The 13714-nt window shown below is 69.0% G+C and carries 8 protein-coding genes and 1 pseudogene; 4 read left to right on the forward strand and 5 right to left on the reverse strand.

The window, feature by feature from the left end:
- Positions 1–2848 (forward strand): annotated as a pseudogene (locus A5645_RS29055) (PE family protein); the annotation flags it as partial.
- 6 nt (positions 2849–2854) lie between these two features.
- Here A5645_RS29055 and A5645_RS08435 read toward each other — a convergent pair.
- From A5645_RS08435 to A5645_RS08450, 4 genes are read right to left on the reverse strand one after another with little or no spacing between them, the layout of a single operon-like run.
- Positions 2855–3502 (reverse strand): nitroreductase family protein, encoded by a 648-nt coding sequence (locus A5645_RS08435; protein ID WP_065129358.1) that lies wholly within the window; start codon positions 3500–3502, stop codon positions 2855–2857.
- Positions 3503–3525: 23 nt separating this feature from the next.
- A complete protein-coding gene (locus A5645_RS08440; RefSeq protein WP_065129212.1) occupies positions 3526–5037 on the reverse strand; it encodes an Hsp70 family protein in 1512 nt (503 codons plus the stop codon).
- 11 nt (positions 5038–5048) lie between these two features.
- On the reverse strand, positions 5049–7316 hold the full coding sequence (locus tag A5645_RS08445) for a carbon starvation CstA family protein (RefSeq protein WP_172830495.1): 2268 nt from the start codon (positions 7314–7316) through the stop codon (positions 5049–5051).
- 59 nt (positions 7317–7375) lie between these two features.
- A complete protein-coding gene (locus A5645_RS08450; protein WP_065129214.1) occupies positions 7376–8899 on the reverse strand; it encodes an ATP-dependent DNA ligase in 1524 nt (507 codons plus the stop codon).
- Positions 8900–9011: 112 nt separating this feature from the next.
- Here A5645_RS08450 and A5645_RS08455 point away from each other — a divergent pair, with 112 nt between their 5' ends.
- A complete protein-coding gene (locus A5645_RS08455) occupies positions 9012–9770 on the forward strand; it encodes an SDR family NAD(P)-dependent oxidoreductase (protein WP_065038297.1) in 759 nt (252 codons plus the stop codon).
- 89 nt (positions 9771–9859) lie between these two features.
- On the forward strand, positions 9860–12025 hold the full coding sequence (locus A5645_RS08460) for an acyl-CoA dehydrogenase family protein (RefSeq protein WP_065129216.1): 2166 nt from the start codon (positions 9860–9862) through the stop codon (positions 12023–12025).
- A gap of 87 nt (positions 12026–12112) precedes the next feature.
- Here A5645_RS08460 and A5645_RS08465 read toward each other — a convergent pair whose 3' ends face one another.
- Positions 12113–12457: a Zn-ribbon domain-containing OB-fold protein gene (locus A5645_RS08465; protein ID WP_065038295.1), complete on the reverse strand. Its 345-nt coding sequence runs from the start codon at positions 12455–12457 to the stop codon at positions 12113–12115.
- Between the two features lie 63 nt (positions 12458–12520).
- On the opposite strand from A5645_RS08465, the gene A5645_RS08470 reads away from it, so the two are divergent.
- Positions 12521–13708: a thiolase family protein gene (locus A5645_RS08470; protein ID WP_065129218.1), complete on the forward strand. Its 1188-nt coding sequence runs from the start codon at positions 12521–12523 to the stop codon at positions 13706–13708.
- The last annotated feature ends 6 nt before the right edge of the window (positions 13709–13714 follow it).

Below are 13714 nucleotides of genomic sequence, written 5' to 3' on the forward strand. Positions count from 1 at the left end.
GTTCGGTGGCGGTGGGGCCGGCGGCGTGGGTGGTAGTGGCGGGGGCGGCGGTCTCGGCGCTGACGGTAGTGCCGGCCCAAACTCGTTGACCGCTGGCGGTTTTGGCGGCGATGGCGGTAGGGGCGGCGATGCCGGCGCCGGCGGTGCAGGTGGTTCTGGGGGAACGTTCGGGGTGGCGGGCGTAGCCGGCGCTGCAGGTGTTGGCGGCGACGGCGGTGGCGGCGGCCAAGGCGGCGCGGGTTACAACGGCTCCGCGGTGGCGGGTGCTTCCGGTGGCCACGGGGGTACCGGCGGTGGTGGCGGCGCGGGTGGCACCGGCAGCATCAACGGCAACGGCGGCCGGGGCGGCCAGGGCGGCCAGGGTGGCGATGGGTATGACGCGAGGGGTCTGACCACCGGGGTCGACGGCGGTCACGGCGGCGGCGGCGGCAACGGCGGTGCCGGCGGGGCGGCGGGCAGCGGTGGCACTGGCGGCACTGACGGTGATGGTGGCGCCGCGGGTGCGGGTGGCGCCGGTGGTGGCGGTGCGAACAATGCGGTGGCCGGCGGCGATGGCGGCGGCGGCGGCAATGGCGGTGGTGGGGGTACCGGCGGCGACGGCGGTGGTACGAACGGTGTCAAGGGTGCCGATGGTGCCGGCGGCCATGCCGGTGACGGCGGTGACGGGGGCATCGGAGTGGCCGGCACCGCGACCGATGACGGTGGTCAAGGCGGCCAGGGCGGCACCGGCGGCACCGGTGGTGACGCCGGTGGTTCCGGTGTGGCGGCCGGCAACGGCGGCCGGGGCGGCCACGGCGGTACCGGTGGTGCCGGCTTCGACCAGCCTGCGACCATAGGCGGGGTCTCCCTGGATGGCGGAGACGGCGGCAAGGGTGGCAGCGGCGGCACGGGCGGGGCGGCCGGTAACGGTGGCACCGGCGGATTCGACGGCCGGGGCGGCGATGCCGGTGCCGGTGGCGTCGGTGGTCGTGGCGCCGAGGGTCACCCCGGCGACCACGACGAGGACGGTCCCATAATCGGCGGCACCGGGGGTAAAGGTGGCACCGGCGGTGACGGCGGCACCGGGGGTGTGGGCGGTGGTCTGACCGGTGCCAAGGGCGCCGAGGGCGCGGGCGGCAACGGTGGCGAAGGCGGCAAGGGCGGTGCCGGTTTCGACGGCTTCCTCAACGACGGTGCAAGTAACGGCGGCCAGGGTGGCATGGGCGGTACCGGCGGAAAGGCCGGCGGTGACTTGGTGGCTGCAGGCGACGGCGGCAAGGGCGGTGAGGGCGGTAAGGGCGGCGTCGGGTCTGACTGGTCCAGGACCGACTTCGGCCGCAACGGCGGCGACGGCGGTGACGGCGGTAACGGCGGCACCGGCGGGGCGCCCGGCACTGGCGGGCTCGGCGGCGCCTACGGCGATGGTGGCGACGGCGGGGCCGGCGGCGCCGGTGGTGGCGGCGCGTCTGGCTTCAACCCTTGGTATCCCGCGGAACAGCATGGCGGTTCCGGCGGTAGCGGCGGCGACGGTGGCGATGGCGGTGCCGTTCTGGGTGCCGGCGGCAAGGCCGGCGCCGGCGGCGCCGGCGGGGCCGGCGCTAATGGCGGCAACGGTGGCACCTATGGCGACGTATCCGGCGACGGCGGCAACGGAGGCCACGGCGGGAACGGCGGCACGGGAGGCACCGCCACCGGTGGTGGCACCTATGGCGACGGCGGCGACGGCGGAGCTGGCGGTGAAGCCGGCGACGGCTACAACGCATCAGCCCTGACGACCGGCCAGGCCGGCGGCAACGGCGGGGTGGGCGGCAACGGCGGCACCGGCGGCGCGGCCGGCGGTCTCGGCGGCGGTTACGGCGACGGCGGCGAAGGCGGTGCCGGCGGTATCGGTGGCGACGGGGCGAAAGGCTCCACTTCGGACCTCGCTCACCGCAGCGGTGGCGCCGGCGGACTCGGCGGGGCCGGCGGTAGCGGTGGCGACGCCCTTGGCGCGGACGCAAAGGCAGGTCGCGGCGCCGGAGGCGGTGCCGGCGGCAACGGGGGCGACGGTTCAGCTGCCGCGGTCGGCGGTCTCGCTGGTGACGGCGGCCGAGGTGGCGCCGGCGGCGGCGGGGGTTCCGCCCCGATCGGCGGGACCAACGGCGACGGCGGCCAGGGCGGCGCTGGTGGCGACGGTGGTAACGGCGGAAATGCAAGCCGTGGCTTCAACGACCCGGACGCCTTCCCTGCTCACGGCGGAGGCGGTGGTGGCGGCGGCGCCGGCGGTAACGGCGGAAGTGCCGGTGACGGCGAGGGTTTTGCTGGCTTTGGCAACACCGGCGGGCTGGGCGGGGACGGCGGTGACGGCGGCACGGCGAACTACGGCGGCGGTTTCGCCGACCTGATTACCGCAACCGGCGGTTCAGGTGGCACCGGCGGAGCCGGCGCCACCACCGCTACCGGCGTCGGCGGCAAGGGCGGCGGCGGCGGCGGCGGTGGTGCCGGCGGTTTCGCCGAAGCAAACAAGGCCATCACCGGCGGCGGTGGTGGTGGCGGCGGGGCTGGGTCCGCGGGTGTCATCGCCGGTACGGGCGGCAACGGCGGCAATACCAAGACCAACGGGAACGTCACATGGACCGGCGGGGCCGGCGCGACCGGAGCCAACGGTGTCGGCGGTGGTGGCGGCGGCGGCGCCTACAACCTCGCGTTCCCGGGCTATGGATCACCCGGCGGTGTACCAGCGGGTGGCCCGGCCTTCCAGCTTCCGGATCCGCCGCTGAATCTCGGCAACGCTGGAGGCGACGGCGGTGCGGTCGGCGGGGTAGGCGGCAAGGGCGGCGTTGGCAGCACATACAATGCTGCTGGCAGTGACGGGCACAGCGCGCTCTAACGCCGCTCAGCCGGAAAACGTTGCGCCGTCGAAGCGTTCGCGTGTGACGAAGTCCGCGACCGGCTGCCGGCGCAGCTTGGTCAGCTGCCGTACCGGCTTGCCCAACGGCACGACCGCCGCGACCGCATGCGTCTGCGGGATGCCCAGCAACTTCTGAAGTCGCGGCTCCTGCGGAATGGCCATCGTCGTGATGGTGCCGCCGAAACCCTCGTTGCGCGCCGCCAACAATATGTTCCACACCAAGGGATACACCGAGGCCCCGGATGCCAGTCCGACCCGATCCAGATCCTGATCGAGGGCTGCGACAACGCCCAGGTCCACGGAAATCACCAGGACAACGGAGCCCTTGACCAACGGCGTCAGAAACTGCTGCGGGAAATCGGTTCGGTCGATGACGTCCTGCGGAACCGCGCTGGGGTGCAATGGGTTCCAAGGGCTCTCGCCGGCGGCCTGCTGAGCGAAGTATCGGCGAGAAGCCGGTGCACTGAGTTCGGCGATCCGGCGCCTCGTGTCCAGATCGCGCACCACGGTGACATGCGCGCCCTGCCGGTTACCGCCGCTGGGCGCGAAGCGGGCGTTGTCCAAGATGCGGTACAACACGTCGTCGGGCAATGGTGCGTCGGTGAATTCCCGCGCCGCGAAGGTGCTGCGCATGACGTCGTAGAGGTCCACGGAACTCACACCCCCGCGCGTTCCAGCCGGAACGTGCGCTGGTACCCGGTGGGCTGGGTGGTAACGGTGACTTCCACCGCGCCGCTGGGAGCAACCACATAGCGTTCCTCGACCTGCGGCCCGTCGCTCCACCGGCCGACCGGCTGGCGACCTAGATCGTCCCGGTCGTGCAGGGCCGGGTCGAACGGGAAGAGCACCGGATCGTACGGGGTGACGTCGCCGTCGGGACGCCCGTCGACCACCCGGCTGCACTCGACGAATCGGAAATGCCCGATGTTGTGCGCGGCGCGGTAGGTGCGGCGGACCACCAGCGGCGTGCGACCGTCCACCGGAAGCGGCGCGTCCTTGGGGACGATCGGGTCGAACACCACGTCGGCGCCCGCCTGCGCCTCCCGGAAGACACCGAAATGCCGCGAAAAACGTTCGGACAAAACGAATCCAGCGTCACTGTCGAGAAACACCGCCAGTCCGATGGCCGTTGCCGCAAAGGGGTGCGGGGAACGCTTGACGCGGCGGTCACCGAACTGCGTCCGCAACATCCGGGAGACCAGCGGGAAGCTGCCCGCGCCCCCGACCACATAGATGCCGGCCACCTCCGACCACGCGACGTCCCGGCCGTCACCGGCCGGATCGCGCAGCACCCGGGACAGGAGATCGGCGGTCTTGTCGACCAAGGGCGAACATGCCGCGTACACATCGTCGATGGCACAGGAAAACGGCGGCCGCTCCGCTATCTCCGTGAGATCGACCAGGAAGCGGCGCGTCTGAGGTCCGACCGCCTCCTTGCGGGCCGCGCATTCCTCGAGCAGCAGCTCGTGAGCCTCGTCGGCGACCCGCAATTTCGCTGCGCGCAGCACCAGCTGTGCAATCGCCTCATCGAAATCGTCGCCGCCCAGACGCTGGATTCCTTCGCTGACGACGACTTCGTTGACCTGGCCGACCATCCGCAACAGAGAGGCATCGAACGTGCCACCGCCGAGGTCGTAGATCAGGACGTACTCGCGCTTGGGGGTGATCGTCGACCGGTACCGGTGGGCGTATTCCAGTCCCGCGGCCGAGGGCTCATTCAATAGAGCCACCACTCGAAAGCCCGCTGCAGCAAATGCATTCAGCGTCATGAAGCGCTGGGCGCTCGACGCGTTGGCCGGCACGCTGATCGCAGCCTCCACCGGCTCGTCCGGCGATGCGCCGGCATTCGACCGCTGGTACAGATCGCTCTTGAGTTGCGCCAGGAAGCCGGTGAGCAGATCGGTTAATAGGTAGGTGCGTCCGGCGAGTGTCACCTCTGACTGCGGGCCGGCGTCATTGAGCAGCCGTTTGGCTGCCCGCAGCACCGACCATCCGGGCTGGTGGCGTACGGCGGCGGCGTCCAGTCCGAACCGCAGCTCGCCGGCCGCGTTGGCGGCGACCAGCGAGGGCCAGGTGTCGAACCCGTCGAAGGAGACGACCGGATAATTCCCCCGGTCGACGATCGCCGCGACGGTGTGTGTGGTCCCGAAGTCGATACCGACTCTCATTCCGCCCAATTCTAGGGCCGCTCGAGCGTCTTTTCAGTGCCGTGCGTGAGTGTGTCCCACTGCCGTTGCACCTCGCGTTCGGCGGCGGTAGGGATCAGTCCCGCCGGCGCGAACCGCTTCGAATCCACCGGATCGAATTCGGTCAGGCGCGGATCTGAGCCACGAAACACTCTGTACGACACCACAATCCCGGCGACCGCCACGATCACGACTACCAGTGCGAAGACGATCGACAGGGTACCCTGGATGAAAGTGTTGCGGATGACCGCTTCCATCTCATCGGCGTTGCCGGCCGAACCGAACGCCGTCTTGCCCGCGTGCTTGGCGGCCAGATATCGCGAATGCAGTGACCAGTATCCGATGGCCGGATCGGCCGAGAAGATCTTCTGCCAGGACGCCGTCAGGGTGACCGCGAGATCCCACAGCAGCGGCAGCCCGGGAATCCAGGCCCACTTCCACAAACCCTTTTTGATGACCACCGCCGTAACGACGGTCAAGGCGATGGCGGCGAGCAGCTGGTTCGCGATGCCGAACAGCGGAAACAAGGTGTTGATGCCGCCGAGCGGATCGGTCACGCCCATCAGCAGCACGCTGCCCCAGCCGGCAACGACGGCCAGGCTGCAGATCCACGCGCCGACCCGCCAGCTGGGATTCCGCAGCCTGGTTAGCGGTCCACCCAGATTGCCCAGTCCGTCGGAAAGCATGAAGCGCGCGACCCGGGTGCCCGCATCGACGGTGGTGAGGATGAACAACGCCTCGAACATGATCGCGAAGTGGTACCAGTACGGTTTGAGGCTCGCTCCGCCGAACACGCGGTGCAGCACGTCCGACATTCCCAACGCGAGGGTGGGTGCCCCGCCGGTGCGGGACACGACCGTGTGCTCGCCGACGCTGGCTGCGGTCTGGTTTATCTGATCCGCGGTTACTCGCGCCCCGGACAGCCCGAGCCCGTTGACGTATTCGGCGGCGGTGGTCGCCGTACCGCCCGTCTGCGCGACGGGCGCGTTGAGGGTGAAGTACAGGTGCTGATCGAGGACCGCGGCGGTGATCAGCGCCATGACGGCGACGAACGATTCGGTGATCATGCCTCCGTAGCCGATCGCCCGCATCTGGCCTTCCTTTTCCAGCAGCTTCGGCGTCGTCCCCGAGGCCACCAGCGAATGGAAGCCGGACAGCGCACCGCACGCGATCGTGATGAACAGGAACGGGAACAGCGAGCCGGCGAAGACGGGCCCGTCACCTCGGGTGGCGAAGTGTGAGATGGCGGGGGCCTCCAGAACGGGATGGGCAAGGCAGACTCCGACGGCCAACAGCGCAATGGTGCCGACCTTCATGAAGGTGGACAGGTAGTCGCGCGGGGCGAGCAGCAGCCACACCGGCAACACCGACGCCGCGAACCCGTACCCAATGATCAGCCAGCACAACGTCACCGGGGAAAGGTCGAACCATGATGCGCCCCAAGCGGTTTCACCGACCCAATGCCCGCAGGCCACCGCGAGCAGCAATAACACCGCCCCAATTGCCGATACCTCACCCACCCGGCCAGGACGCAGAAACCTCAGATAGCAGCCCATGAACACCGCGATCGGGATCGTCATGCCGATCGAGAACACGCCCCACGGGCTCTGCGCCAATGCCCGCACCACCACCATCGCCAGCACCGCGAGCAGGATCAGCATGATGACGAAGATGCCGACCAGGGCCGCCGCCCCGACAGCACCAAGCTCCTCGCGGGCCATCTGGCCCAGCGAGCGGCCACGCCGTCGGGTGGATATCCACAACACCAGGTAGTCCTGCACGCAACCGCCCAGTACCGCTCCGATGACGATCCAGATGCTGCACGGCAGATAACCCATCTGGGTGGCCAACACGGGGCCGACCAATGGCCCGGCACCGGCGATGGCGGCGAAGTGATGGCCGAACAGCACGCGTCGGTCCGTCGGCACGTAGTCGGTACCGTCCTCGAGAACCTCGGCGGGAGTGGCGTGATCGTCGCGCGGGCGAACAATTCTCGTCTCGACCAACCGCGCGTAGAAACGGAATCCGATGAGGTAGGTGCAGATCGCCGCGACCACCAGCCAAACCGCATTGACCTGCTCGCCGCGAACAAACGCAATCACCGCCCAGGCGATTGCGCCGACGACACCGATCACCCCAAAGAAGGCTTTTTCCCTACCGGTAATGGGTGAGCGGTCGATGATGGCGACGGGCGGTAGCTCGGGCTCGGTGCGGATGTAGCTGATGTCGCGGTCCACCCGGGCTCCTTCCGGCGTCGCCAACGACTGTGAATCTACCGACGCCGGATCGGCGCGTCGCGTCGTGTACTTCACGCTGGGCGTCAGTACATGGCCCGCACCGCGTCGATGGTGTCGGCTTCGGCCGGGCTCTTGTCGTCGCGATAGCGCACTACCCGGGCGAACCGTAGCGCGACCCCGCCCGGATACCGTGTCGAGCCCTGGACGCCGTCCAGCGCGATCTCCACCACCTGCTCCGGCCGGACGTGTACGACGTAGCCATCGGTGCCTGCGGTGGCCAATTCGGTAAACCGCGCGGTCTGCCAGTCCAGCATGGCGTCGGTCATCCCCTTGAACGTCTTGCCGACCATTACGAACTTGCCGCTGTCCGGGTCGCGGGCGCCCAGATGGATGTTGGACAGTTTCCCTTTCCGGCGTCCCGAGCCCCATTCCACGGCCAGCACCACCAGATCGAGGGTGTGCACCGGTTTGACCTTCACCCAGCCCGCGCCCCGCCGGCCAGCCTGGTACGGCGCATCCGGTGCCTTGGCCATCACACCTTCGTGCCCGGCGGCCAGCGTTGCGTCCAGGAAAGCGGCGGCCTGCGCCGGGTCGGAAGTGGCCAGCCGATCAACCCGATGTTGTTGCGGCACCAGCGCATCGAGCGCGGCCAGCCGCTCGGTGGTGGGAGCGTCGAGCAGGTCGACGCCGTCGCGGTGCAGGATGTCGAAGAAGAACACCGACAGCGGCTGCTTGTCGCGGGCGGCGGCCACGTCCACCGATCGGCCGAACCGGGACGCGGTGACCTGGAAGCGGTGCGGCCGGTTGTCCGGCCGAAGGGCGATTGCCTCGCCGTCGGCAACCAGCTGGCGTACCGGCAAGGCCAGCGTCGCTTCAACGACTTCGGGTAGCCGGGCGGTGACGTCGTCCAAGCTGCGGGTGAACACCCGGACGTCGTCACCTCCGCGGTGGATCTGCACCCGTGCCCCGTCCAGCTTCGCCTCGAAAATCGATGTCCCGCCATGCTTTTCGAGCGCATCGGTAACGCTGGTCGCGGTCTGGGCCAGCATCGGCCCGACCGGCCGGCCGACTTGGAGGGTGAACTCGTCCAACGAGCCACCGGACAGCGCGGCCGCGGCGACCGCGGGCAGATCCCCGCCGAGCATGGCGGCGCGCTGCACCGCGGCGGCGGGGAGGCCGGCCGCCTTGGCCACGGCGTCGGTCATGACTCCGATGAGCGCACCCTGCCGCAGCTCGCCGCCGAGCAGCCGCAACAGGAAGGTCCGCTCGGTTTCGGTCGCGGCAGCGAACAGTCCGCGGATCAGTTCCGCGCGCCGGGCCTGGGAGCCCTTGCCCGACACGGCGCCGATCTCGGTGAATGTGGCGTCGACCCCGACAACGGTGAGCGTTGCATCCGATGCGGGCTCCGGCAGCGAGCGCAGGGCGGCCCAGCCCACGCCGATCTGGCGCTGCCGCAATTCTCCAGACAGCCACGACACGACGGTTGCGGCCACCTCGGCTTCGGCGCCGGCGCGCCGCAGCAGCTCGGCGATGTGCGCGACCTTGGCAAGCCGCGACGAGGTGGCGCCCACGCTGAGCGAGGTGCTTGCTACGTCGAGAAGGAGCACGCTGTCGAGCTTGGCACGACGCGCTGACAACCCCGGCGGACCGACCAGCTAGCGTGCCTCGGTAACGTTACAAATTCTAGGCTTTGTGACAACCCAGAAAACGGAGGTCCGGATGGAGATCAGCGGAAAGAAGGTCGTCGTCATCGGCGGCGCCTCGGGGATGGGACGCGCCAGCGCCGAGCTACTGCACGAGCGCGGCGCGCAGGTCGCGGTGCTCGACCGTGAGGGTTCGGACGGCAAAGAGGTCGCCGAAGGGGTCGGCGGCAAGTTCTATCCCGTCGACGTCACCGACTTCGCCGGCACCGAGGAGACGCTGCAGGCCGCGGTCGACGATCTCGGCGGGCTGCACGTCACCGTCACCACCGCCGGGGGCGGCATCGCCAAGCGCACGCTGACCAAGACGGGACCCCACGATCTCGAATCCTTCCAATCGGTGGTGGACCTGAACCTGATCGCGACCTTCAACATCAGCCGCCTGGCCGCCGCGCACATGAGCAAGAACGAACCCGAAGACGACGAGCGCGGCGTCATCATCAACACCGCGTCCATCGCCGCATTCGAGGGCCAGATCGGGCAGGTCGCCTACACCGCGGCCAAGGCGGGAATCGCGGGCATGTGCCTGACCATGGCGCGCGACCTTGGCTCAGTGGGCATCCGGGTGCTGGCCATCGCGCCGAGCCTGTTCGCCACCGGCCTCACCAAGGGCATCCCGGACGAGTTCGCCACCGCGCTGACCAAGGATGCCGCCTTCCCGAAGCGGCTGGGACGGCCCGAGGAGTACGCCAAGCTGGTGGCGGCCATCGTGGACAACCCGATGCTCAACGGCCAGTGCCTGCGCTTGGACGCGGGGCAGCGGTTCGCGCCGAAGTAAGCCCCGCGTCGTCGGCCACCAGCTTCAGGACCCCCTCGCGCATTAAGTACACTCTTTAGGTACTTGGCAGCGCTGCGAGGAGGATCCGCATGGGTATCGCACTGACCGACGACCACCGCGAACTTGCGGAGGTCACCCGCGGGTTTTTGACCTCGCAGAAGGCGCGCGCGGCGGCGCGGTCGCTACTCGATGCGCCCGAGGAGGAGCGACCGGCAATCTGGCAGGGCATCGGCGAACTCGGTTGGCTGGGCCTGCACATCAGCGAGGAGCACGGCGGCTCAGGCTACGGCCTGCCCGAATTGGTGGTGGTGATCGAAGAACTCGGTCGCGCTGTGGCGCCCGGACCGTTCGTGCCCACAGTGATCGCCTCGGCGGTGATCGCGCACGCAGGCAGCGCCGAGCAGCAAGCCCGGCTGTTGCCCGGCCTCATCGACGGGACGGTCACCGCCGGCGTCGGGGTCGGCGGCGATGTGCAGGTCTCTGACGGTGTGGTCAACGGCGACGCCGGGATCGTGCTCGGTGCGGGGCTGGCCGATTTGCTGGTGCTTGTTGCGGGCGACGATGTGGTGCTGCTCGACCGCGGCCGCGACGGCGTTTCGGTGGAAGTGCCCGAGAACTTCGACCCGACCCGGCGATCTGGCCGCGTCCGCCTGTCGAACGTGCGGGTCGGTGACGAGGACATCTTGGCGGGTGCGCGCGGCGCCGCACTGGCGCGCGCCCGGATCCTGTTGGCCGCCGAGGCCGTCGGCGGTGCGAGCGACTGTGTGGAGTCCGCGGTCGAATATGCCAAGGTGCGCAAGCAATTTGGCCGTACCATCGCAACTTTCCAGGCGGTGAAACATCATTGCGCCAACATGCTGGTGGCTGCGGAGTCCGCGCTCGCCGCGGTATGGGACGCCGCTCGTGCGGCGGGCGAGGACGAGCAGCAATTCCAGCTGATCTCCGCCGTCGCGGCGACGCTCGCCTTTCCGGCCTACGCGCGCAATGCGGAACTCAACGTCCAGGTGCACGGTGGTATCGGCTTCACCTGGGAGCACGACGCGCATCTGCATCTCCGCCGTGCGCTGGTGAGTTCGGCGCTGCTCGGCGGCGACGCACCGGCGCGCGACGTGTTCGACTTGACAGCTGCCGGTGTCGTCCGGGACAACAGCCTGGATCTGCCCCCGGAGGCCGAGCAGCTGCGCACCCAGATCCGCGCCGACGCAGCCGAACTCGCGGGTTTGGAGAAGAACGCGCAGCGCGACAAGTTGATCGAGACGGGCTATGTGATGCCGCACTGGCCCAAGCCGTGGGGGCGTGCCGCCGATGCGGTGGAGCAGCTGGTCATCGAAGAGGAGTTCCGCGCCGCCGGTATCAGGCGGCCGGACTACGGGATCACCGGCTGGGTCATCCTGACTTTGATCCAGCACGGAACCGACTGGCAGATCGAAAGGTTCGTCGAGAAGGCGCTACGCAAGGACGAGATCTGGTGCCAGTTGTTCTCCGAGCCCGAGGCGGGGTCGGACGCGGCGTCGGTCAAGACCCGCGCCACCCGGGTGGACGGCGGCTGGAAGATCAACGGGCAGAAGGTGTGGACGAGTGGGGCACAGTATTGCGCGCGTGGCTTGGCCACCGTGCGCACCGACCCCGAAGCGCCCAAGCACGCCGGCATCACCACCGTCATTGTGGATATGAAGGCCCCGGAGGTCGAGGTCCGTCCGCTGCGGCAGATGACCGGTGGGGCGGAGTTCAACGAGGTGTTCTTCAACGACCTGTTCGTCCCGGACGAGGACGTCGTCGGGGCGCCCAATTCCGGCTGGACGGTGGCGCGCGCGACGCTGGGCAACGAGCGGGTCAGCATCGGTGGTAGTGGCTTGTTCTACGAGGCGTTGGCCCCGCAGCTGGTGAAGGCCGCTCAGCAAGAAGGAGATCGGTTGGCGGGCGCGGTGGTTCGCGTCGGCACCTATCTAGCCGAAGAGAGTTCGCTGCGACTGCTCAACCTGCGGCGCGCGGCGCGCAGTGTCGAAGGATCGGGCCCCGGGCCGGAGGGTAACGTCACCAAACTCAAGCTGGCCGATCACATGATCGAGGGTGCCGCCATCTCCACCGCGCTGGCCGGACCTGAGGTCGCATTGCTGGACGGGCCCGGCGCGTTGGCCGGGCGCATGGTGATGGGTGCCCGCGGCATGGCGATCGCGGGCGGTACCTCGGAGGTGACCCGCAACCAGATCGCCGAGCGGATCCTTGGGATGCCGCGCGACCCGCTGATTAATTAAGCCCGCGCCGCGCTTGGGTTGCCGCGCGAACAGACGCAGAATCGCACGAATCCGCTGGATGTTGTGCGATTCTGCGTCTGCTCGCGGCTAAACGGGGGCGAACAGCGGTGCGCCGCCGGTGCCCCTGTCGGGGCGGATCGCGACGGGCATACCGCAGGTCACTGAATCAGGTTCGCAGTCAACGATATTGGCGGCTACCCGCAGCCCGTCCTGTTCGCTGAGTTCGACGAGAGCGATGACATACGGCGTCGGGACTTCCGGGTTGTAGGGGTGGTGGTTCACCGTGTAGGTGAACACCGTCCCGCGGCCGGACACCGGCTTTGCCACCAGTGCGCCGCCGCAGTCGCGGCACACGCCCGCGGCCGGGTGTACCCATCGCGCGCAGCCGGCGCAGTGTTCGATGAGCAGCGGAGACGATCCATCGGCTGACACGCCTAATACAGTACACTCTATTGAGCTCGGCTTGTTAGCGCGGTGATTCGACGGACGGGGCAGATGGAGTACTTCGAGAAAGACGCGATCGTGTCCGGGATCGGCATCTCGCGCATCGGTCGTCGCACCGGGATCCCCGGGCGCGACCTGACGATGGAAGCGGTGCGCGCCGCGATCGACGACGCCGGCCTGGTTGCGACGGACATCGACGGCATCGCGACCCTGGGCGATACGCCCGCCGCGGAGGTCAACGCGGAGTTGAAGATTGACGCCGCCGACTGTGGCAGCGGCTTCGGCACGGGCGGTCTGCTGAGCCCGGTGATGTCGGCCTGCCGTGCCGTCTCCGAGCGGCGGGTCCGTCACGTGGTGGTGTACCGGACCATCCAGATGTTGGGCGGCACGGTGCTACCTCAGGACAAGAACGCACCGGCACCGCCATTGGCGCGGATGTTCGATGCGCCCGAAGGCGAGCGCCCGGCCGTCGGCGCGATGGACGACATCAATGATCTGCTTGCGGCGCATGCTTATTCGGCGGCCAACTGGCTGGCGCTGAACTGTCGTCGCCACATGGAGCTCTACGGAACCACCAAGGAGCAGCTTGGTTGGATCGCGCTCAACGGGCGGCGCAACGCGGCGTTGAATCCCCGTGCGGTATACCGCGATCCGATGACTATGGCCGACTACCTGGGCGCGCGGCCGGTCTCGACGCCGTTCGGGCTGCTGGATTGCGACGTGCCGATTGACGGTTCGATCGCAGTCGTCGTCTCGCACGCGGAATACGCCTCGGACTGTCCGCACCGTGCCGTGCGGGTCGAGGCGATCGGTGGCTCGGACGGCTCCGGAGGATGGTTTCACCGCGCCGACTACCCGAAGATGGCGATGTCGGACGCGACGGCGCAGATGTGGTCGCGCACCGAGCTCACGCCCGCTGACCTGGAAGTCGCCCAACTGTACGACGGCTTCACCTTTCTCACGTTGGCCTGGCTGGAGGCCCTTGGGGTGTGCGGCGACGGCGAGTCGGGACCCTTCGTCGAGGGTGGCGCGCGGATCGCCCGCGACGGCCAGCTCCCGCTGAACACCTACGGGGGCCAGCTTTCGGCGGGCCGTATGCACGGCTACTGGGCATTGCACGAGGGGTGTCTACAGCTGCGCGGTGATGCGGGGGAGCGGCAGGTCTCGCGCCGCCCCGAGGTTGGGGTGGTTTCGGTGGGCGGTGGTCCGGTCGCGGGCTGCATGCTGCTTACCTGCTGAGCCGCG

The sequence above is a fragment of the Mycobacterium asiaticum genome, from assembly GCF_001673635.1.
Classification (GTDB): domain Bacteria; phylum Actinomycetota; class Actinomycetes; order Mycobacteriales; family Mycobacteriaceae; genus Mycobacterium; species Mycobacterium asiaticum_C.

Coding starts and splice junctions, on each gene's coding strand:
- A5645_RS08435 (WP_065129358.1), bottom strand. CDS start 3,502: ATGCGCAGCACCTTCGCGGCGCGGGAATTCACCGACGCACCATTGCCC.
- A5645_RS08440 (WP_065129212.1), bottom strand. CDS start 5,037: ATGAGAGTCGGTATCGACTTCGGGACCACACACACCGTCGCGGCGATC.
- A5645_RS08455 (WP_065038297.1), top strand. CDS start 9,012: ATGGAGATCAGCGGAAAGAAGGTCGTCGTCATCGGCGGCGCCTCGGGG.
- A5645_RS08460 (WP_065129216.1), top strand. CDS start 9,860: ATGGGTATCGCACTGACCGACGACCACCGCGAACTTGCGGAGGTCACC.
- A5645_RS08470 (WP_065129218.1), top strand. CDS start 12,521: ATGGAGTACTTCGAGAAAGACGCGATCGTGTCCGGGATCGGCATCTCG.